The organism is Rhizobacter sp. SG703, from assembly GCF_012275445.1.
In the GTDB taxonomy this organism is placed as follows: Bacteria; Pseudomonadota; Gammaproteobacteria; order Burkholderiales; family Burkholderiaceae_C; genus Rhizobacter.
Window position 1 is genome coordinate 29,628 of record NZ_JAAZQK010000001.1, and the last position, 19,796, is coordinate 49,423.

At 69.4% G+C, this 19,796-nt stretch carries 15 protein-coding genes; 5 read left to right on the forward strand and 10 right to left on the reverse strand.

Features of this window, described 5'->3' with window-relative positions; translation table 11 throughout:
- Nucleotides 1-12 precede the first annotated feature (12 nt).
- The 8 genes from FHT26_RS00150 to FHT26_RS00185 form a co-directional block, all read right to left on the reverse strand.
- Entirely contained in the window at nucleotides 13-1,704 is a 1,692-nt protein-coding gene (locus FHT26_RS00150; RefSeq protein WP_168558189.1) for a phosphoethanolamine transferase, read from the reverse strand.
- Nucleotides 1,705-1,774: 70 nt separating this feature from the next.
- On the reverse strand, nucleotides 1,775-3,406 hold the full coding sequence (locus FHT26_RS00155; RefSeq protein ID WP_246867650.1) for a response regulator: 1,632 nt from the start codon (nucleotides 3,404-3,406) through the stop codon (nucleotides 1,775-1,777).
- A 94-nt stretch (nucleotides 3,407-3,500) separates the two neighbouring features.
- Nucleotides 3,501-4,655, reverse strand: a complete 1,155-nt coding sequence (gene dnaJ / locus FHT26_RS00160) for a molecular chaperone DnaJ (protein ID WP_168558191.1) — start codon at nucleotides 4,653-4,655, stop codon at nucleotides 3,501-3,503.
- Nucleotides 4,656-4,733: 78 nt separating this feature from the next.
- Nucleotides 4,734-6,692 carry a molecular chaperone DnaK gene (gene dnaK / locus FHT26_RS00165; protein ID WP_168558192.1) on the reverse strand — a complete coding sequence of 653 codons (1,959 nt, stop codon included), beginning with the start codon at nucleotides 6,690-6,692 and terminating at the stop codon, nucleotides 4,734-4,736.
- 98 nt (nucleotides 6,693-6,790) lie between these two features.
- On the reverse strand, nucleotides 6,791-7,342 hold the full coding sequence (gene grpE / locus FHT26_RS00170; protein ID WP_168558193.1) for a nucleotide exchange factor GrpE: 552 nt from the start codon (nucleotides 7,340-7,342) through the stop codon (nucleotides 6,791-6,793).
- Nucleotides 7,343-7,461: 119 nt separating this feature from the next.
- Nucleotides 7,462-7,890, reverse strand: a complete 429-nt coding sequence (locus tag FHT26_RS00175; protein WP_168558194.1) for an RNA-binding S4 domain-containing protein — start codon at nucleotides 7,888-7,890, stop codon at nucleotides 7,462-7,464.
- Between the two features lie 54 nt (nucleotides 7,891-7,944).
- Nucleotides 7,945-9,303, reverse strand: a complete 1,359-nt coding sequence (locus FHT26_RS00180; RefSeq protein WP_168558195.1) for a sensor histidine kinase — start codon at nucleotides 9,301-9,303, stop codon at nucleotides 7,945-7,947.
- Between the two features lie 188 nt (nucleotides 9,304-9,491).
- Nucleotides 9,492-10,172, reverse strand: a complete 681-nt coding sequence (locus FHT26_RS00185; RefSeq protein WP_168558196.1) for a response regulator — start codon at nucleotides 10,170-10,172, stop codon at nucleotides 9,492-9,494.
- A gap of 206 nt (nucleotides 10,173-10,378) precedes the next feature.
- Here FHT26_RS00185 and FHT26_RS00190 point away from each other — a divergent pair, with 206 nt between their 5' ends.
- The 4 genes from FHT26_RS00190 to FHT26_RS00205 all read left to right on the forward strand — a co-directional run bounded on the left by FHT26_RS00190 (nucleotide 10,379) and on the right by FHT26_RS00205 (nucleotide 14,531).
- Nucleotides 10,379-11,335 carry a Bug family tripartite tricarboxylate transporter substrate binding protein gene (locus tag FHT26_RS00190; protein WP_168558197.1) on the forward strand — a complete coding sequence of 319 codons (957 nt, stop codon included), beginning with the start codon at nucleotides 10,379-10,381 and terminating at the stop codon, nucleotides 11,333-11,335.
- A 141-nt stretch (nucleotides 11,336-11,476) separates the two neighbouring features.
- Complete coding sequence (locus tag FHT26_RS00195) at nucleotides 11,477-11,989, forward strand: tripartite tricarboxylate transporter TctB family protein (protein WP_168558198.1); 513 nt, start codon at nucleotides 11,477-11,479, stop codon at nucleotides 11,987-11,989.
- Between the two features lie 14 nt (nucleotides 11,990-12,003).
- Entirely contained in the window at nucleotides 12,004-13,509 is a 1,506-nt protein-coding gene (locus FHT26_RS00200) for a tripartite tricarboxylate transporter permease (RefSeq protein ID WP_168558199.1), read from the forward strand.
- Nucleotides 13,510-13,538: 29 nt separating this feature from the next.
- On the forward strand, nucleotides 13,539-14,531 hold the full coding sequence (locus tag FHT26_RS00205) for a Bug family tripartite tricarboxylate transporter substrate binding protein (protein ID WP_168558200.1): 993 nt from the start codon (nucleotides 13,539-13,541) through the stop codon (nucleotides 14,529-14,531).
- A 94-nt stretch (nucleotides 14,532-14,625) separates the two neighbouring features.
- Here the strand turns inward: FHT26_RS00205 and hemH are convergent, their stop codons facing one another.
- Nucleotides 14,626-15,648 (reverse strand): ferrochelatase, encoded by a 1,023-nt coding sequence (hemH, locus tag FHT26_RS00210; protein ID WP_168558201.1) that lies wholly within the window; start codon nucleotides 15,646-15,648, stop codon nucleotides 14,626-14,628.
- Between the two features lie 49 nt (nucleotides 15,649-15,697).
- Complete coding sequence (locus tag FHT26_RS00215) at nucleotides 15,698-18,907, reverse strand: hybrid sensor histidine kinase/response regulator (RefSeq protein WP_168558202.1); 3,210 nt, start codon at nucleotides 18,905-18,907, stop codon at nucleotides 15,698-15,700.
- Nucleotides 18,908-19,017: 110 nt separating this feature from the next.
- On the opposite strand from FHT26_RS00215, the gene FHT26_RS00220 reads away from it, so the two are divergent.
- On the forward strand, nucleotides 19,018-19,716 hold the full coding sequence (locus FHT26_RS00220) for an HAD family hydrolase (RefSeq protein ID WP_168558203.1): 699 nt from the start codon (nucleotides 19,018-19,020) through the stop codon (nucleotides 19,714-19,716).
- The last annotated feature ends 80 nt before the right edge of the window (nucleotides 19,717-19,796 follow it).

The window sequence follows — 19,796 nt, forward strand, 5'->3', positions numbered from 1 at the left end:
TATTGTGGGACCCTACGGTTGTCGGCCCCGGCAGGCAGCGAACAGGTCGAGGTCGGCGCGGTAGACGCCCGTCTTCGCGCGCATGAAGCCCAGCACGCTCGGCACCAGGTTGTCGTGGCTCAGCGCGACGTCGCGCCGGCCTTGCAGGCAGCTCATCGCGACACCGGTCGCGGTCTCGGTCTGCGGCGCGAGCCACACCACCAGCGGCACGTGCTTCTGCTCGCGCGGCGCGATGCCGTAGGGCAGGCCGTGCAGGTAGAGGTTGTTCTCGCCGAGCGATTCGCCATGGTCCGACAGGTACAGCAGCGCCGGGTCGTAGCCGCCGGACTGCCGTCCGAGCCAGTCGATGGCCTGCCCGAGCACGCTGTCGGTGTAGGCGATGGAGTTGTCGTAGGCATTGAGCAGCTGCTGGCGGTCGCACTGCTGCAGCACGTTGGTCGTGCACTCCGGCATGAACGGCTTGCGGCCCGGCGGCGAGCGTTTCGAGTACGCCGGCCCGTGGCTGCCCATCTGGTGCAGCACCAGCACCACACCGCGCGCGCGGCGTTCGGCCGGCAGCGCGGCCAGCCGCTGGTCCAGCCCGTGCAGCAAGGCCTCGTCGAGGCATTCGCCACCGTCGCACAACCCGGCCGGCATCGGCGCGGCGCCGGGCGCCAGGCGGTACGCGTCGTCATGCGGCACGCGTTCGCACAGGCCCTTGCAGCCGGCCTGGTTGTCCAGCCACAGCACCGCGAGGCCGGCATGCTGCAGCACGTCGAGCAGGTTCTCGAAGTCCTGGTCGCGCGATTCGTAGGCCTGCTTGCCCAGGTGCGAGAACATGCAGGGCAGGGAGGTGGCGGTGCTGGTGCCGCACGAGGTGACGTCGCTGAAGCTGACGACGCCATGCGCAGCCAGCGCCGGCGTGGTCGCCCGGCCGTAGCCGTTCAGCGCGAAGTGATCGGCCCGCGCCGTCTCGCCGACCACCAGCGCCAGCAGCAGCGGCTTCGCGCCTGGCGCCGGCGGCGCGAGCGCGACGTCGGTGCCAATCGCCACTGGCGGTCCGGCCGGGCGCGCGTTGGCGTCGTGCACCAGCATGCCAAGCGCATAGAACGAGTTCAGCGGATTGATCTTGTAGCGCAGCGTGTTGTGGGTGCGCATCGTCGACGCGAGGTCGGCGAACAGCGCGCCGGCGACGGCCACCATCACGACCACCGCGACCACCACGCCCACCAGGTTGCGACCCGCCTGCCGCAGCGCGCCCGGCGCCTGCAAGGGCCGGCGCCACAGCCAGGCCAGCGGCAGCAGCGCGATCACGATGACGCTCGCCGCCATGCGCAGGCTCAGCAGGTCGCGCGTCTCGCGCAGGTCGGTCTGCAGCACGTTGGTCATCATCGTGCTGTCGATCACGACGTTGTAGGTGCCCATGAAATGCGCACCGAAGGCGGCCGCCAGCAGGAAGAGGCCGATCGCCGGCTTGATGCTCCAGCGCCAGGCCAGCAGCGCGAGCACCAGCGTGGTCAGGCACGCGACGATGACGCCGAACGCGATGATGAACAGCGTGCCGCGCGGGCCCTGCATCTCGGGCAGCGCGTGCAGCGACTGCCACAGCGGCCAGTTCGCGAGGGCCGCGATCCACACGCCGGCCAGCACGGCCAGCGTCAGCGGATTCCAGGCGGAGCGGTTCGGAGTGCGAGGGAACAGTGCCCGGTTGCGGCCAAGGTGCATCCTGGGATTGTGCCCCCAAGGGGCGCCACCCGGCGGCCCGGCCAGGCGGGTTCAGCGGGGCGCGGCTGGGTCAATCCTCGGCTTCCACCTTCACTTCGGCCTCGGCCGGTGCGCCGCGTTCGCGCAGCGTCAGCGCGCCCGCCTGGCGGCCCGAGGCCTGCCCGAGCGCCGGCATCGCATTGCCGGCGTAGCGGCTGCGCAGTGCTTCGACGCGCTGCTGCAGCGGCTCGGCGTCGGCGATCTTCTCGTGGTGTCGCTGCAGCGTCATGCGCGCCATCTCGATCAGCTTGCCGTTCAGCGTGCGCTCGCCGTGCGCGAGCAGCAGCTGCACCGCGCCGCGGTGGTCGCCCGACAGCGTGTGCGACACCGCCTGTTCGGCCATCTCGTTGATGCGCTGCTGCGCATCGCGCACGCGCTGTGCGTGCGGCGGGTGGCTGGAGGCGGTGCGCGCCAGCAGCTCGGCCAGGCCTTTCGCGCTCGCGAAGCGCAGCGCCAGCGCGTCGACCCAGTCGTCGGCACCGTCCAGGTTCAGCTCGGCGGCGGTGAGCTGCGACACCATCGCCAGCATGTTGCAGGCCGCCTCGACGTCGAGGCCGGGATCGCGCAGGTCGCGCGTGATCTCGCGCACCGCGGCGATGGCCGCGCCGAGCTGCTTCTGCAGCATCAGGTTGAACACCTCGACGACCGCGGCGAAGCGCTGCAGGCGCCGGCTTTGCGGCACCTTCTGCAGCGCATGCAGCAGGTTGTCGAGGCAGCGCTGCAGGCCCTTCGAATCGCGCTGGTGGAAGCGCGTGAAGGCCAGCAGCACCAGCGTCTGGTAGTCGAACATCTTCGAGCTGATGCCGACCGAGGCAGCGCGCTCCAGCATGCGGCCGGCTTCGTCGCGGTCGCCCATGTAGAAGGCCAGCATGCCGTGCTTCTGCAGCCGGCTGATCGAGCCGGGCGTCAGCGCGGTGGCGCGCTTGTAGGTGTCCAGCGCACTCTGCAGGTCGCCTTGCTCGACCTGCACGCGGCCCATCACGTCGTACGCGTCGACGAAGCTCGGGTGCTCGCCGATCAGGCTTTCCAGCGTGCGCAGCGCCGGCCCCGTCTGGCCGGCATCGAGCTGGCTGCGCGCGATGCCCAGCCGCGCCCACGGGATCGCGCCGGTCTTCTGCACTTCCTCGAACATCTGGCGCGCCTCGGCGTGCTTGCCGACGCGCAGCAGCAGTTCCGAGCCGATGCGCGCGGCGTACAGCCAGTACGGCCCGCGCTGCTCGAAGCGGGCGGCGCACAGCGCCGCGCCGCGCTCGAAGTCGCCTTCCTCGATCGCGAGGAAGATCTCGCCGAGCGATTTCTTGCGCCGGCGCGCCTGCATCAGGCGTTCGCCGAGCGCGGTCGCGGTGTGGGGTTTCAGCAGGTAGCTGTCGAGCGCCGATTCGGCGGCATCGGCCACCAGCGCGTACGAGGCTTCGCTGGTGACGATGATGAAGACGGTGGACAGTGGCAGCAGCTGGTTGCGCCGCAGGTCGTCGAGCAGGTTCTGGCCGGAGTAGCCGGTGGCGCTGAAGCTGTGCTCGCACAGCACCACGTCGAACGGGCGGGCCTCCAACTGCTTGCGGGCGTCTTCGATGCGGCCGCATTGCACGACCGTGCCGACGCCGAAATCGCGCAGCTGGGCGGAAAGAATGCTGCGCGAGGTCGGGTTCGGGTCGATGACCATGGCCCGGCACTGCGCAATGTCACGGTCGAGCGGGGCCATCCCACCATATCGGTCGGGTGGGATGGCCGCTTGAGCGCCGGCCGCGCCGGGCGCTTTACTTGAACAGGTCTTTCACGTGATCGGTCCAGCTCTTGGCATTCGGAGAATGCTTGCCGCCCGACTTGTTGAAGGACTCGTCCAACTCTTTCAGCAGCTTGCGCTGGTGCTCGGTCAGCTTGACCGGTGTCTCGACGCTGATGTGGCAGTACAGGTCGCCCGGGTAGCTGGAGCGCACGCCCTTGATGCCCTTGCCGCGCAGCCGGAAGGTCTTGCCGTGCTGCGTGCCTTCGGGCAGCTCGATCTCGGCCTTGCCGCCCAGCGTCGGCACTTCGATGCCGCCGCCCAGCGCCGCCAGCGTCAGCCCGACCGGCACGGTGCAGTGCAGGTCGTCGCCGTCGCGCTCGAAGATCTCGTGCTGCTTGATGCGGATCTCGATGTACAGGTCGCCGGCCGGCCCGCCGTTGGTGCCCGGCTCGCCGTTGCCGGCCGAGCGGATGCGCATGCCTTCGTTGATGCCGGCGGGGATCTTCACCTCCAGCGTCTTGGTCTTCTTGATCTTGCCCTGGCCGTGGCAGGTGACGCACGGCTCGGGAATGATCTTGCCGGTGCCGTGGCAGTGCGGGCAGGTCTGCTGGATGCTGAAGAAGCCCTGGCGCATGTGCACCGTGCCGGCGCCGTTGCAGCTCGGGCAGGTCTTCGCGCTGGTGCCGGGCTTGGCGCCGCTGCCGTGGCAGGTCTCGCACTCTTCCCAGCTCGGGATGCGGATCTGCGTTTCCTTGCCGCGCGCCGCCTCCTCGAGCGTGATCTCCATCGCGTAGCTCAGGTCGCTGCCGCGGAACACCTGCTGGCCGCCGGCGCCGCGGCGCTGGCCGCCGCCCTGGCCGCCGAAGATGTCGCCGAAGATGTCGCCGAAGGCCTCGGCGAAGCCGCCGAAGCCTTCGCCGCCCTGGCCGCCCGGACGGAAGCCGCCGGCGTTCGGGTCGACGCCGGCATGGCCATACTGGTCGTAGGCCGCGCGCTTCTGCGCGTCCGAGAGCATCTCGTAGGCCTCCTTGACCTCCTTGAACTGCTCTTCGGACTTCTTCGCCCCGTCGCCCTGGTTGCGATCGGGGTGGTGCTTCATGGCCAGCTTGCGGTAGGCCTTCTTGATGTCCTCGTCGGACGCGTTCTTCGCGACGCCGAGGATTTCGTAGTAGTCACGCTTTGCCATGGGTGCTCATGCTTGAAATGCAAATCCCCCGTGCGCCTGTGACAGCCCACGGGGGTACCGCTCAGCGAACCGCCGGGCTTACTTCTGGTCTTTCACTTCCTTGAACTCGGCGTCGACGACGTTGTCGTCGGCCGGCTTCGACGAAGCCGCTTCGGCGTGCGAGGCATGCGCCTCGCCACCGGATGCGGCGCCGGCGGCAGCGGCCTGGGCCGCCTGCGCATCGGCATAGACCTTCTCGCCCAGCTTCTGGCTCGCGGCCATCAGCGCTTCGCTCTTGGCCTCGATGGCCGCCTTGTCTTCGCCCTTCAGCGCTTCCTCGGCGTCCTTCAGCGCGGTCTCGATCTTTTCCTTCTCGCCGGCATCGAGCTTCTCGCCGTGTTCGGCCAGCGACTTGCGCACGCTGTGCACCATCGCGTCGGCCTGGTTGCGGGCCTGCACCAGCTCGAGCTTCTTCTTGTCCTCGGCGGCGTTCAGCTCGGCGTCCTTCACCATCTGCTGGATCTCGGCTTCGGAGAGGCCGGAGTTCGCCTTGATGGTGATCTTGTTTTCCTTGCCGGTGCCCTTGTCCTTCGCGCCGACGTGCAGGATGCCGTTCGCGTCGATGTCGAAGCTGACCTCGATCTGCGGCGTGCCGCGCGGCGACGGCGGGATGCCTTCGAGGTTGAACTCGCCCAGGCTCTTGTTGCCCGAGGCCATCTCGCGCTCGCCCTGGTAGACCTTGATCGTCACCGCCGGCTGGTTGTCGTCGGCGGTCGAGAAGGTCTGCGCGAACTTGGTCGGGATGGTCGTGTTCTTCGCGATCATCTTCGTCATCACGCCGCCCAGCGTCTCGATGCCCAGCGACAGCGGGGTCACGTCGAGCAGCAGCACGTCCTTGCGGTCACCGGCCAGCACCTGGCCCTGGATCGCGGCACCGACGGCCACCGCTTCGTCAGGGTTCACGTCCTTGCGCGGTTCCTTGCCGAAGAACTCCTTGACCTTCTCCTGCACCTTGGGCATGCGGGTCATGCCGCCGACCAGGATCACGTCGTCGATCGCGTTCACCGCGACGCCGGCATCCTTGATCGCGGTGCGGCACGGCGCGATGGTGCGCTCGATCAGCTCCTCGACCAGCGACTCGAGCTTGGCACGCGTCAGCTTGATGTTCAGGTGCTTCGGGCCCGAGGCATCGGCCGTCACGTACGGCAGGTTGATGTCGGTCTGCGAGCTGTTCGACAGTTCGATCTTCGCCTTCTCGGCCGCTTCCTTCAGGCGCTGCAGCGCGAGCACGTCCTTCGACAGGTCGACGCCTTGCTCCTTCTTGAACTCGGTGATGATGTAGTCGATGATGCGCTGGTCGAAGTCTTCGCCGCCCAGGAAGGTGTCGCCGTTGGTCGACAGCACCTCGAACTGCTTCTCGCCGTCGACGTCGGCGATCTCGATGATCGACACGTCGAAGGTGCCGCCGCCCAGGTCATACACCGCGATCTTGCGATCGCCCTTCTCGTTCTTGTCGAGGCCGAACGCGAGCGCCGCAGCGGTCGGCTCGTTGATGATGCGCTTGACGTCGAGGCCGGCGATGCGGCCTGCGTCCTTCGTGGCCTGGCGCTGGGCGTCGTTGAAGTACGCCGGCACCGTGATGACCGCTTCGGTGACGGCTTCGCCCAGGTAGTCCTCGGCGGTCTTCTTCATCTTGCGCAGCACTTCGGCACTGACCTGCGGCGGCGCGAGCTTCTGGCCGCGCACTTCCACCCACGCGTCGCCGTTGTCGGCCTTCGCGATCGTGTAGGGCATCAGGTCGATGTCCTTCTGCACTTCCTTCTCGGTGAACTTGCGGCCGATCAGGCGCTTCACCGCATACAGCGTGTTGCGCGGGTTCGTGACGGCCTGGCGCTTCGCAGAGGCACCGACGAGGATCTCGCCGTCTTCCTGGTAGGCAATGATCGACGGCGTGGTGCGCGCACCCTCGCTGTTCTCGATCACCTTGGTGGTGTTGCCTTCCATGATGGCGACGCACGAGTTGGTGGTGCCGAGGTCGATGCCGATGATTTTTGCCATGTGGTTCTCCTGAATTCCGAAAATCTTGATGTGTTCGAGTTGTGGATAAGTCGGGCCGTTTCAAGGGGCCGGGCTTGTGGACAGCCGCCTGGCTTGCGCTACTTCGGTGCGGCCACCGTGACCAGCGCCGGGCGCAGCACGCGGTCGGCGATCAGGTAGCCCTTCTGCAGCACGGCCACGACGGTGTTGGCCTCCTGCTCCGCCGGCACCATGCTGATGGCCTGGTGGTGGTGCGGATCGAACTTCGTGCTGGCCGGCGGGTTGATCTCGATCACCTTGCTGCGCTCGAGGGCCGCCGACAGCTGGCGCAGCGTGGCATGCACGCCTTCGAGCAGCTGCTCCGGCGTCGCCGCCTGGATCGCGATCGCGGCTTCCAGGCTGTCCTTCACCGGCAGCAGGCTGTCGGCGAAGCCTTCGACCGCGAACTTGCGGGCCTTGGCAATTTCTTCTTCCGAGCGGCGGCGGATGTTTTCGGTCTCGGCCTTGGCGCGCAGGTAGGCGTCGGACATCTCGGCCAGGCGGGCCTCCAGCGTCGGCTCGGCCGCTGGCGCGGCGGCAGCGCCAGCGTTGTCGGCCGGCGTCTCAAGTCCTTGATCTTGCGATGAATTTTCTGGATTTTGCATGGGTGGATCCTGTCGAATGGCGCGCATATTGGCGCTTTGTCCCGCGTTTCAAGAGGGGCTTTCAAAATAATGCAGGCCCCCGCGCTGGAAGGCACGTGGGAGCGGCTGGCGCAAAGGCAAGGGCGGGCGTGCCGCGCCGAGGGTTACTAGGGATCGATGCTGGCGCTCCAGCGGTCCCAGTCCGCCAACTGGCGGCGGTCTCGCTTGGTCGGCCGTCCTTGCTCGATCGCCAGCGCCGGTTCGGCGGCCAGCTTGCGCTGCCGCGCCGCCTCGTCGCGCCGGGCGATGCTCTCGGCCGTCTCCTCGTACAGCGCCTGCGCGACCGGTGCCGGTCCGCGCTGGTGGCTGAGCGCCAGCACGACGATGCTGCGGGTCACCGGGCCCTGGCGCATCTCGAGGCGGTCGCCGGGCTTCAGTTCGCGCGCCGGCTTCGCGGCCTGGCCGTTCACCTGGATGCGACCCTTGTCGATCTCCTGCGTCGCGAGGCTGCGGGTCTTGAAGAAACGGGCGGCCCACAACCATTTGTCGAGCCGCACGCCGGCGTCGTCGGGTGTGCTGGAAGGTGTCTTCGCCATGAACGGTTCGGGGGGGCGGGCGCGCAGTGATCGGGCACCCAGTGTAGGCAGGAATCAGGCGGGCGGCGGCTCGGTTGCCGGCCGGAAGCGCACCGTGGCATCCAGGCCGGCGAGGCGTCCGGCGTACTGCCGGTTCGCCAGCTCGATGGTTGCGCCGACCGAGTTGCAGATCTCGCGGCAGATCGACAGCCCGAGGCCGCTGCCCTGCGTCGGATGGCCGGTGTGGAACGGCTCGAACAGCCGCTCGCGCAGTTCGGGCGCGATGCCCGGGCCGCTGTCGCTGATCAGCAATTCGGCGTTCGCGACCCGCAGCAGCAGCTCGCCGCGCTTCGGCGTCTCGCGGATCGCGTTGTGCAGCAGGTTGCGCAGCAGCTCGCGCACCATCCACGCATGGCCGTGCACCAGCGTCGATTCGGCCTGCAGCTCGAAGTCGAGGTTGCGCTCGCCGATCAGCGGCGACAGGTCCAGCGCCACCTCGCGCGCCAGCGCGCCCAGGTCGGCGGTGGCCGGCTCGGGCTGGCCTTGCACCTGCTCGACCTTGGCCAGCGCGAGCATCTGGTTGGCGAGCCGGATCGCCCGGTCGACGGTGGCATGCATCGCCGGCAAGGCCGCGCTTGCATCCTTGCCGGGCGCGCACATCGCCGACTGCACCTGCGTCTTCAACACCGCCAGCGGCGTGCGCAGCTGGTGCGACGCGTCGCGCACGAACTGCCGCTGGTGCCCGTGCAGCCGCTGCAGCCGCTGCATCAGCTGGTTCACCGCGCCGAGCAGCGGCGACAGCTCGGTCGGCAGGTTGGGGTCGCTGACCGGCGACAGGTCGCGGTCGCTGCGCGATTCGAGCTGCGCGCGCAGCGCCTCGATCGGCCGCAGCGCATGGGCGACGACGAACCACGTGATCAGCGCGACCACGCTGATCAGCAGCGCCTGGCGCACCAGCGTGTCCAGCAGGATCTGGCGCGCCAGGCGGCGCCGCACCTCCAGCGTTTCGGCGACCTGCACCAGCGCGACGCCACGCGCGTCGGGGCTCGCGACGGGCTGGTACAGCGCGGCGATGCGCACCGGCTCGCCGTGGAACTCGCCGTCGTAGAAATCGACCAGCGCGTCGTAGGCCGAGCGCTGCGGCGGTGTGCGCTCATAGGCGGGGAAGTCGGCATAGCCCGACAGGAACTCGCCGTTGAAGCCGCTGACGCGGTACATCATGCGGGCGTCGCCGTTGTCGAGCATCTCGAGCGCGTTGTACGGCAGCTCGACGCGCAGCTCGCCGCCCTTGATCGACAGCAGCTCGCCGATGTTGCGCGCCGAGCTGAGCAGCGTGCGGTCGTAGGCCAGCGTGATCGCGTCGAGCGCGCGCTGGTACAGGCTGATGGTGTCGAACGCGATGAAGCAGGCGATCGGCAGCACGATCCAACCCATCAACCGGCTGCGCAATGAATAGGATGACGACCCCTCGACCGACGGGTACGTCGGCCGCTCCCCCGGGGGGAGGGCGGGCGGGCCCGGGATCGGCCCGGCGCTCGGCCCGCCTTCGTGCTGCGATTCGCTCACTGGAATACCTTCGTGCTGCGCACCGCGGTATTCGCCCTTGGAGCGGTCCGGCGGGCTCATGCGCCTTCAGCCGGGTCGGAGCGCAGCAGGTAGCCCAGGCCGCGCAGCGTGATCAGCGAGACGCCGGAGCCGGTCAGCTTCTTGCGCAGCCGGTAGGCCACCACCTCGATCGCCTCGAACTGGATGTCGGTCTCCATCGGAAACACGACGCGGAACAGCTTCTCCTTCGGCACCGCATGGCCGGGGCGCGCGATCAGTGCCTTCAGCAAGGCCTGCTCGCGCGGCGTCACGTCGAACACCCGGCCGTCGAGGTAGAACGCGCCGGAGGCCACCTCGAGCGTCAGCGCGCCGCAGGCCAGTTCTTCCGATTCGTTGCCCGCGGTGCGCCGCAGCAGCGCGCGGATGCGGGCCTCGAGCTCGTCGAGGTCGAACGGTTTCGCGAGGTAGTCGTCGGCACCGGCGTTCAGCCCCAGCACCCGGTCGCCGACCGCGCCGCGCGCCGTCAGCACCACGATCGGCACGCGGATGCCCTCGGCACGCGCCCGGTGCAGCACCTGCAGGCCGTCCAGCCCGGGGATCGTCAGGTCGAGCAGCGCCAGGTCGGGCGGTTGGTTGCGCAGCTGCTGCAGGGCATCGCTGCCGTTGTGCGCGACCGCCATGTCGAAGCCGCGCCGTTCGAGCGCCAGCTGCAGCGCCTGCGCCATCGCGAGGTCGTCTTCCACCAGCAGGAGTTTCATGGCCGCGAGTGTGCCTTGCCGCGCAAGGGGGTCGCGCCAGGGGCGAACCCGGCCTGACAGGCAGACGACAGCGCCATCGGCAGGGAATGACAGGCGTCTGACAGCCTGATGCCGCGACCCCAGGGCTTGCCCGGATGTAACCGGGCGCACCCTGCGCTCAGGATGGCGCCTCTGTTCCGTGCATCACCCTTCAAGGAGACCTATCCATGCGACGCCTCTTGCTCAAAACCGTGCTGTTGCCGCTGGCCCTCGCGACCGCTTCCGTGGCCGTGTTCGCCCAGGACAACTTCAAGGTGATGATCGGCGCCAACCCCGGTGGCGGCTACGACCAGACCGGCCGCGGCATCGGCAAGGCCATGCAGGAAGCGGGCGTGGCCGGCTCGGTCACCTATGAAAACAAGGGTGGTGCCGGCGGCACGATCGGGCTGGCCCAGTTCGCGAACGCGTCGAAGGGCGACCCCAACGCGATGATCGTCGTCGGCGCCATCATGGTCGGCGCGATCGTTCAGAACAAGCCGCCGATCACGCTGGCCGACGCGACGCCGGTGGCGCGCCTGCTGGCCGAGTACAACGTGTTCGTCGTGCCGGCCAATTCGCCGCTGAAGACGATGAAGGATGTCGTCGAGCAGATGAAGAAGGACCCCGGCAGCGTCAAGTGGGGCGGCGGCTCGAAGGGCTCGGTCGACCACGTCAGCGTCGCGATGATCGCGCGCGAAGCCGGAGTCGATGCGACCAAGATCAACTACGTGCCGTTCAAGGGCGGCGGCGAGGCGACGGCCGCGGTGCTGGGCGGACACGTCACGGTGGGCACCAGCGGCCTGGCCGAGTTCGAGGAATTCATCAAGACCGGCAAGATGCGCGCGATCGGCGTCACGGCACCGAACCGCATCCGCGGCTCCGACATCCCGACGCTGGTCGAGCAGGGCATCAACGTCTCGATCGGCAACTGGCGCGGCGTGTACGGCGCGCCCGGCATCACGCCGGCGCAGCGCCAGAAGCTGGTCGACGCGGTCGCCAAGGCCACCAAGACCAAGAGCTGGGCCGAGACGCTGGCCGCCAACAAGTGGAACTCGGCGCTGATGACCGGCGACGACTTCGGAAAGTTCGTCGACGACGACACCGCGCGCCTGCGTGCGCTGATGCTGAAGCTGGGCATGCTCTGAGGCAGCGACGCTTCGAGGCAGTACGCAAAGTTCCTTGCAGTACCGGCTGGCCGGCGCCCGTGCGCCGGCCAGCCCGCGTTTGCAGCCCCGCGGCGTCGCAGGGCCTGTCGGCGCAACCGAACCAACGGATGGAGGTGGAAGATGACCAAGCACACGACCCGGCGATCCGAGATCGGCCTCGGTGCCGGCGCGATCGGGCTGGGGGCCTTGATGGCCATCGGCGCGGCGCAGATCAAGAGCGAAGCGGGCTATGCCGGCGTCGGCGCGGGCTTCCTGCCGTGGCTGATGGCGGCCGCGATGGCGCTGTGTGGCGTGCTGCTGATCGTGCAGGCCGCGAGCGGAGGTTTCCGCGCGATGCCCGAGGGTCACGATGACGTGCACCCGCCGTACTGGGTCGGCATGGCTTGGCTGTCGGCCGGCCTGCTGTTGAATGCGGCGCTGATCACGCACATCGGATTCATCCCGTCGTGCTCGCTGCTGTTCGTGCTGGCGGCGCGCGGCTTCCGGCTGTCGATGGGCGCAGGGCGCGCGACGCTGGCCGACTGGATGCGCGACGTGCTGGTCGGCGCGGCGCTGTCGGCGCCGGTCTACTGGCTGTTCACGAAGTTGCTGGGCTTGACCCTCCCTGGCCTCACCAGCTCCGGCTGGATCTGAAGAAAAGCATCACCATGGATATCTGGAATTCGCTGCTGCAGGGCTTCATCACGGCCGGCTCGCCGATCAACCTGATGTGGGCGCTGCTGGGCTGCCTGATCGGCACCGCGATCGGCGTGCTGCCGGGCATCGGCCCGGCGCTGACGGTCGCGATGCTGCTGCCGATCACCTCGCACGTCGAGCCGACCGCGTCGATGATCATGTTCGCCGGCATCTACTACGGGGCGATGTACGGCGGCTCGACCACCTCGATCCTGCTGAACACGCCGGGCGAGACCGGCAGCATGGTCACCGCGCTCGAAGGCAACCTGATGGCCAAGAGCGGCCGTGCCGGCGCGGCGCTGGCCACGTCGGCGATCGGCTCGTTCTTCGCCGGCACCATCGCCACCGTGCTGATCACGCTGTTCGCGCCCGGGCTGGCCGAATTCGCGCTGCGCTTCGGCCCGCCGGAATACTTCGCGCTGATCCTGCTGGCCTTCACGACCGTGTCGTCGGTGCTCGGCCAGAGCACGCTGCGCGGCATGACCAGCCTGCTGCTGGGCCTGTCGGTCGGGATCATCGGCATCGACCAGATCTCCGGCCAGGCGCGCTTCACGCTGAACAACGTGCCGGAGCTGGTCGACGGCATCGAGGTGGTGCTGGTCGCGGTCGGGCTGTTCGCCGTCGGCGAGGCGATGTACACGATGCTGTACGAGGGCCGCCAGGACGAGACGCGCAACAAGATGTCCAGCCTGTGGATGACGAAGGGCGACTGGAAGCGCTCGTGGCCGTCCTGGCTGCGCGGCACGCTGATCGGTTTTCCGTTCGGCACCATCCCGGCCGGCGGCACCGAGATCCCGACCTTCCTGTCGTACGCTGCCGAGCGCAAGCTGTCGAAGCACCCGGAAGAATTCGGCACCGTCGGCGCGATCGAAGGCGTGGCCGGCCCCGAGGCTGCCAACAACGCGGCCGCAGCCGGCACGCTGGTGCCGCTGTTGACGCTGGGCATCCCCACGTCGACCACCGCGGCGATCCTGCTGTCGGCCTTCCAGAACTACGGCATCCAGCCCGGCCCGACACTGTTCCAGACCTCGTCGGCGCTGGTGTGGGCGCTGATCGCGTCGATGTACATCGGCAACGTGATGCTGCTGGTGCTCAACCTGCCGATGGTCGGGCTGTGGGTGAAGCTGCTGAAGATCCCGAAGCCGACGCTCTACGCCGGCATCCTGATCTTCGCGACGGTCGGCGTCTACGGCATGCGCCAGTCGGCCTTCGACCTGTTCCTGCTGTACGGCATCGGGCTGCTGGGCGTCGTGATGCGCCGCTTCGACTTCCCGACCGCCCCGGTGATCGTCGGCATGATCCTCGGCCCGCTCGGCGAGGCTCACATGCGCAATGCGATGTCCATTGGAGAGGGCAAATGGACGGTGTTCATTGAACGGCCGTTGTCGGCGACTATCCTCGCCGTGTGCGTGGCGGTCTTGATCGTCCCGCCGCTGTTGACCCGGTTCCGACGCCGACGTACCGTGGCGCTGGCCTGACCGGCCCTCCCTCGCAGCAAGGATCCCCCATGAAGTCGAACCGTCGTTCCGTTCTCCGCTGGATGGCCGCCTCCACGGCCGCCGGCATCGCCCCCACGCTGCCGGTGGCCAGCCTGGCCGCCACCGCCGCAGCGCCGCTCGGCAAACTGCGCATCATGATCCCGGCCAACCCCGGAGGCGGCTGGGACGGCACCGGCCACGCGATCGGCGACGCGCTGGTCGCGGCAGGGCAGGCCAGCGAGATCGTCTACGAGAACAAGGGCGGCAAGGGCGGCATCATCGGGCTGGCCGAATTCGTGGAGAAATACTCGGATTCCCAGGATTCGGTGATGGTCGGCGGTTTCGTGATGGTCGGCTCGATCGCGCTGAACCGCCCGGCCATCACGCTGGCCAAGGTGAAGCCGGTCGCTCGCCTGACCAGCGAGGTGCTGGCGCTGGTGGTGCCGGCCGATTCGAAGTTCCAGACGGTCAAGGATTTCCAGGCGGCGCTGGTGAAGAACATCGCCGAGGTGCCGCTGGCCGGCGGCGGGGCGGGCGGCGTCGACCACATGTGTGCCGCGCTGGTGGCGCGTGCGGCCGGGGCCGATCCGGGCAAGCTGGTCTACGTGCCGTCGAGCAGCGGCGCCGAGGTGATGCAGGCGTTGGCGGCCGGCAAGGTGGCGGCGGCGGTGTCGGGCTTCGGCGAGCTGAAGTCGGGCATCTCGTCGGGCAAGCTGCGGGCGCTGGCGATCAGCTCGCGCCGCGGGCTGTTCGGCATCCCGTCGTTCCGCGAGCAGCGGCTCGACGTCGACCTGGCGAACTGGCGCGGCATCTTCGCGCCGGCCGGCATGTCCGATGCGCAGGTCGCCAACGTGCGCGCCGCGCTGCAGAAGGCGACCCAGCACCCGAGCTGGCAGGCCGCGCTGGTGCGCAACGACTGGCAGCCGAGCTGGCAGGTCGGCACCGAGTTCAGCGAGTCGATGGAGCTCGACAAGGCGATGGCCGACGCGCTCGTCTACATCCTGAAGCTGAAGACGGCCTGATCAGGCGCAGCGGGCCGGGCGCCCGGCCGCCCCAAGCCGGCCCGCGTCCCCTCGGGGGACCGTCCGGTGTACCCACCGGACGAGGGTTGTCATCTCACCACCCTTGCATGTGGCGTGTCGCGATGCCGGTGAGCGCCGCGATCCACTCATGCTGGTCGTTCAGGCACGGGATGTAGTTGAACTCCGCCCCGCCCGCATGCAGGAAGGCCTCGCGCGCTTCCTGCGCGATCTCTTCGAGCGTCTCCAGGCAGTCGGCGGTGAAGCCGGGGCACATCACGTCGACGCGCTTGACGCCTTGCTTCGCCAGCGCCACCAGCGTCGGCTCGGTGTAGGGCTGCAGCCATTCGGCCTTGCCGAAGCGGCTCTGGAAGGTCACCGCCCACTGGCCATCCTTCAGGTCGAGCCGCTGCGCCAGCAGGCGCCCGGTCTCCAGGCACTCGCCCTGGTACGGGTCACCCAGGTCGCGCGTGCGTCGCGGCATGCCGTGGAAGCTCATCACCAGCTTGTCGGGCCGGCCGTGCGACATCCAGTGGTCGGACACCCGCTTCGCGAGCGCCGCGATGTAGGCCGGGTCGTCGTGGTAGCGGTTGACGAAGCGCAGCTCGGGCAGCGCCCGAACCTTCAGTGCCCATTGGTAGATCGCGTCGTTGACGCTGGCAGTCGTGGCCGCGCAGTACTGCGGGTACAGCGGCAGCACCAGGATGCGGGTGGCGCCGGCGGCCTTCAGCGCGTCGAGTTCGCGGCCGATCGCCGGCGTGCCGTAGCGCATCGCGTACGCCACCGGCACCGGGTGGCCGCGCTCGCCCAGGTAGCCGGCGAGCAGCCTCGCCTGTTTTTGCGTCCAGACCTTCAGCGGCGAGCCTTCGGGCATCCACACGGTCGCGTACTTGGCGGCCGACTTCGCCGGCCGCACGCGCAGGATGATGCCGTGCAGGATCAGCCACCACAGCGCCTTCGGGATCTCGACGACCCGCGGGTCGCTGAGGAACTGGGCGAGGTAGCGGCGCACCGCGCTGGCGGTTGGCGCATCGGGGGTGCCCAAGTTGCACAGCAGGATCGCGGTGCCGTTGACAGGGGCCGGCTGGGTGGGGGCGGGAGGTTCGGCAGAGAAGCGCATCGGCCGGATTATCGCGGCAGCCTCCGGCGTCGCAGCAGTCCGAGGCGCTTCAGCCGGCCAGCGCGGGCGATTGCAGCAGCTGGTCGATGTCGGCCACCACTGCAGCGATGTCGATCGGCTTGGTCCAGTAGCCGATGAAGCCGGCCTCGTAGGCACGCTGCACGTCCTCGGGCATCGCATCGGCCGAGCACATGTAGGCTGGGGCGCGGGCCAGGCCCGGCAGCTGGCGCAGCTGGTGCAGCACCTCGAAGCCGGTCATGCCGGGCAGGTGGGCGTCGAGCACCAGCACCTCGGGCTGCCAGTCGCGCGCGATCTCGAGTGCTTCCTCGCCATCCTCGGCGATGCGCAGGTCGACGGTGCCGTGGCGAATCCGCAATGCCTCCTCGAAGAGGATCGCGTTGATGCGGTTGTCCTCGACGTACATCATCCGCAACGCAGAGCGCGCGGCGGGCGCGGGCGCGGTCTCCGCATCGCCGGGACCATCGGCCAGCGGTGCCGGGGCGGATGCCGCCGGTTCCAGGTCGCAGACCATGTCGAGCCGCACGCAGGTGCCGTGGCCGAGTGCGCTGGTCACCTGCAGATCGCCGCCGATCGCCTGCATCAGGCTGCGCGCGATGATCAGCCCGAGCCCGGTGCCCTCGATGGCCGAGGTCTCCCTGCCGAGCCGTTCGAAAGGCTGGAACAGCCGGCCCATCTGCTCGGGGGTCAGGCCGGCGCCTTCGTCTTCGATCCGCAGCGTGAGCCGCTCGGGGCAGTCCTGGACCACCGTCCAGCGCACCGCGCCGCCGGGGCGGTTGTACTTGACCGCGTTCGAGGCCACGTTCAGCAGCACCTGGCGCAGCCGCTGCGCATCGGCCTGCACCCACAGCGGCGACGGCACCGCGTTCTCGAAGCGGATGCCGCGCGTGTGCGCCATCGGCGCCAGCAGGTCGATCGTGCGTTCGACGACGTCGTCCAGCGCCACCCGTCCCATGTCCAGCGCCAGGGCGCCTTCCTCCACCTTCTGCAGGTCCAGCACGTCGTTGATCAGCGCCAGCAGGTGTTGTCCGGCGTCCAGAACGTGGTCGGCATAGTCGTGCACCTTGGCGAGGTCGGCCTGGTCGACGCCCATGCGCATCAGCTGTGAAAAACCGATCACCGCGTTCAGCGGCGTGCGCATCTCGTGGCTCATGCGCGACAGGAACTCGCTCTTCGCCCGGTTGGCGAGCTCGGCGGCCTGCTTGTCGCGCAGCGCCTGCTCGGCCTGCTTGGTGCGCGTGATGTCTGAATGGGTGCCGACCACGCGGCGCGGGCTGCCGTCGGCATGGCGCTCGACGATCTTGCCGCGGTCGAGCACCCACAGCCAGCGGCCGTCGCGGTGCAGCAGGCGGTGCTCGGTCTCGTAGGCCTCGGTCTCGCCGCGCCGGTAGGCCTGGATCGCCCGCATCACGCGCGGCCGGTCGTCCGGGTGGATGCGGCGCGACCACTCCTGGATGGTGTTGCCGACCTCGTCCTCGCGGTAGCCGAGCATCTCCTTCCAGCGCGGCGAATAGAACGCGATGTTGCGGTCTTCGTCGAAGTCCCAGACGCCGTCGCCGGCGCCTTCGAGCGCGAATTTCCAGCGCTCTTCGGCGGCCTTCAGCGCGCGCTCCGCGGCGCGCTGCTGCGTGACGTCGCGCGTCACGTACAGCACCCGCTCGCCGGCCATCGGCGACAGTCGCGCCTCGAAGCTGCCGGGGCGGCCGCCGGCCGTCACCAGGTCGTACTCGAGGCGCTGCACCTCGCCGGTCCGCAGCGCGCGGCGGATCGCCGGCAGCACCTGGTCCGCCAGCTCCTGCGTGACGCCCTGCACGAAGGGCCGGCCGCGCACGCGCTCCCAGCGGTGCACCAGGAGCGGGTGGTCCGGGTCGCTGCATTCGAGGTAGCGACCGTCGGCATCGAGCACGAACCACAGGTCGGGCACCGCGGCCAGCACCGCGCCGAGCCGCGCCTGCGCCTCCTGCGCCTGCAGCTGCTGGCGCGCCAGTTCGAGCTCGGCGCGCTTGCGGTCGGTGATGTCGACCGACAGGTGCACCAGGCTGCCGTCGCGCAGGCGGCGGTCGTTGACGATCAGCCAGCGGTGGCGCCAGCGCAGCTCGTGCTGGGCGCGCTCTTCGGAGACCAGGCCGAGCCGCCACTGCACGAAGGCCTCTTCGTTGCCGACCGCATCGGGGTAGTCGCCGCGCGCCGCCATGCTGCGCACCATCTCGGGCCAGGTCATCTGCTCGGCCGGGATGGTGCGCCCGATCGAGCGCCGCCAGGCCGCATTCGACTGCACGACGCGGCCGTCCGGCGCGCTGATCATCACGCCGACGTGCATGCTCTCGAGCGCATCGCTCAGCAACTGCTCGGCACGCCGCGCGGCGCTCTGTGCCTGCAGGCGCGCATTGATCGTGGTGGCCGAGCCGCGGTGGCCACGGAACCGGCCGGTGCTGCTGAACACCGGCACGCCGCTGATCGACAGCGTCAGCAGGCCGGACGGGGAAGGGCGGTCGGCGACCAGCTCGGTGAACGGCTTGCGCTGCGCGAGCGCCGCCTCGCACCGCGGCCACGAGGCCGCATGCTCGCCGCCATGCGGCTGGTACGGCGCGAGGAAGCGGCGGCCCAGGTCGTTCTGCGGCGGCAGGCCGATGCAGTGCTCGAAGTTCTCGGACAGCCAGCTGAGCTGCCCCTGGTCGTCGGTCTCCCAGAGCCAGCTGTTGCCGGATTGGCTGGCAGCCCGCACCCGCGCCTCCTGCAGCCGCCAGCGCTGTTCGCGCAGCCGGGCGTCGAGCAGTGCGCTGGCCAGCAACGCGAGGTCGTGCAGCGCCTGCCGTTGCGCGGCGTCCAGGCGTGCCGGGGCGGTGTGGATCGCGCAGACCGTGCCGATGCGCCGGTCATCGACCACCAGCGGCACCGACGCATAGGCGCGGATGCCGGGGGCGCCGCTGACCAGCGGGTTGTCGCCGAAGCGCGGATCGACCCGTGCGTCGGCCACCTCGAAGGCGGCTGGCTGCAGGATCGCGTGGCCGCAGAACGATTGATCGCGCGGTGTCTCGCGCACGGCGAGGCCGACGGCGGCCGGGAACCACTGGCGCTCGGCATCGACGAGACTGATCGCGGCGATCGGCCAGCCGGTTCGGGCGGCGATCTGGCGGGCCAGCGCGGCGAAGGCCGGATCGACGACGGTGTCGAGCACGCGGAGCTCGCGCAGCACGCGCAGGCGCTCGGGCTCGTCGGCGGGCAGGTCGGCCGGCGTCATGAAGCGCGGAAGGCGTGATCCATGGGTGTCTGCTGCTCCGGGGTCGATCGACTGTAATGGAGAATCCAGGCGGTCGACGCGCTGTCGCCGCGTTGGAATCCACAGCTTCCATGCCTGCTTTCCCTGTCAGTTCGCCGTTGGCCTTGACCCTCGACCTCGACGACACGCTGTGGCCGGTCTGGCCCGCGATCGAGCGTGCCGAGCACCAGCTGCACGGCTGGCTGCACGAGCATGCGCCGGCCGCCGCGCAGCGCTTCGACCCGCCGGCGCTGCGCGCGCTGCGCAACGCGGTGGAGGCCGAGCACCCGCACTGGCGCCACAACCTGAGCGCGATCCGCAAGGAAAGCATCGCGCGGGCCTTGGCGATGACCGGCCACGATCCGCAACTGGCCGGCCCGGCATTCGACGTGTTCTTCGCGGCGCGCCAGCGGGTGGACTTCTTCGACGATGCGTTGCCGGGGCTGGCGCGGCTGGCGGCGCGCTTCCCGCTGTATGCGGTGACCAACGGCAATGCCGACCTCGCGACGGTCGGTGTCGCGCACCACTTCCAGGGCAGCCTGAGCTCACGCGAACTCGGCATCGGCAAGCCGGACGCGCGGATCTTCCACCTGGCCTGCGAGCGCCTGGGCGTGCCGCCGGCGCAGGTGCTGCACGTCGGCGACGACCTGCGCCTCGACGTACACGGCGCTCGCGACGCCGGGCTGCAGGCGCTGTGGCTGCACCGCCCGGATCATGCGAAGGGGGAGCTGCCCCCCGGCTGCGGCCAAGCCGCCACGTTGATCGAACTGGCCGACCTGTTGGGGTGCTGATCAAGCGAACACCGCGGAACCGGCTTTGCCGGGCCGCTGGTGTTGCCCCCTTGAGGGGAGGCGCGCGGCGCCTCCGGGGG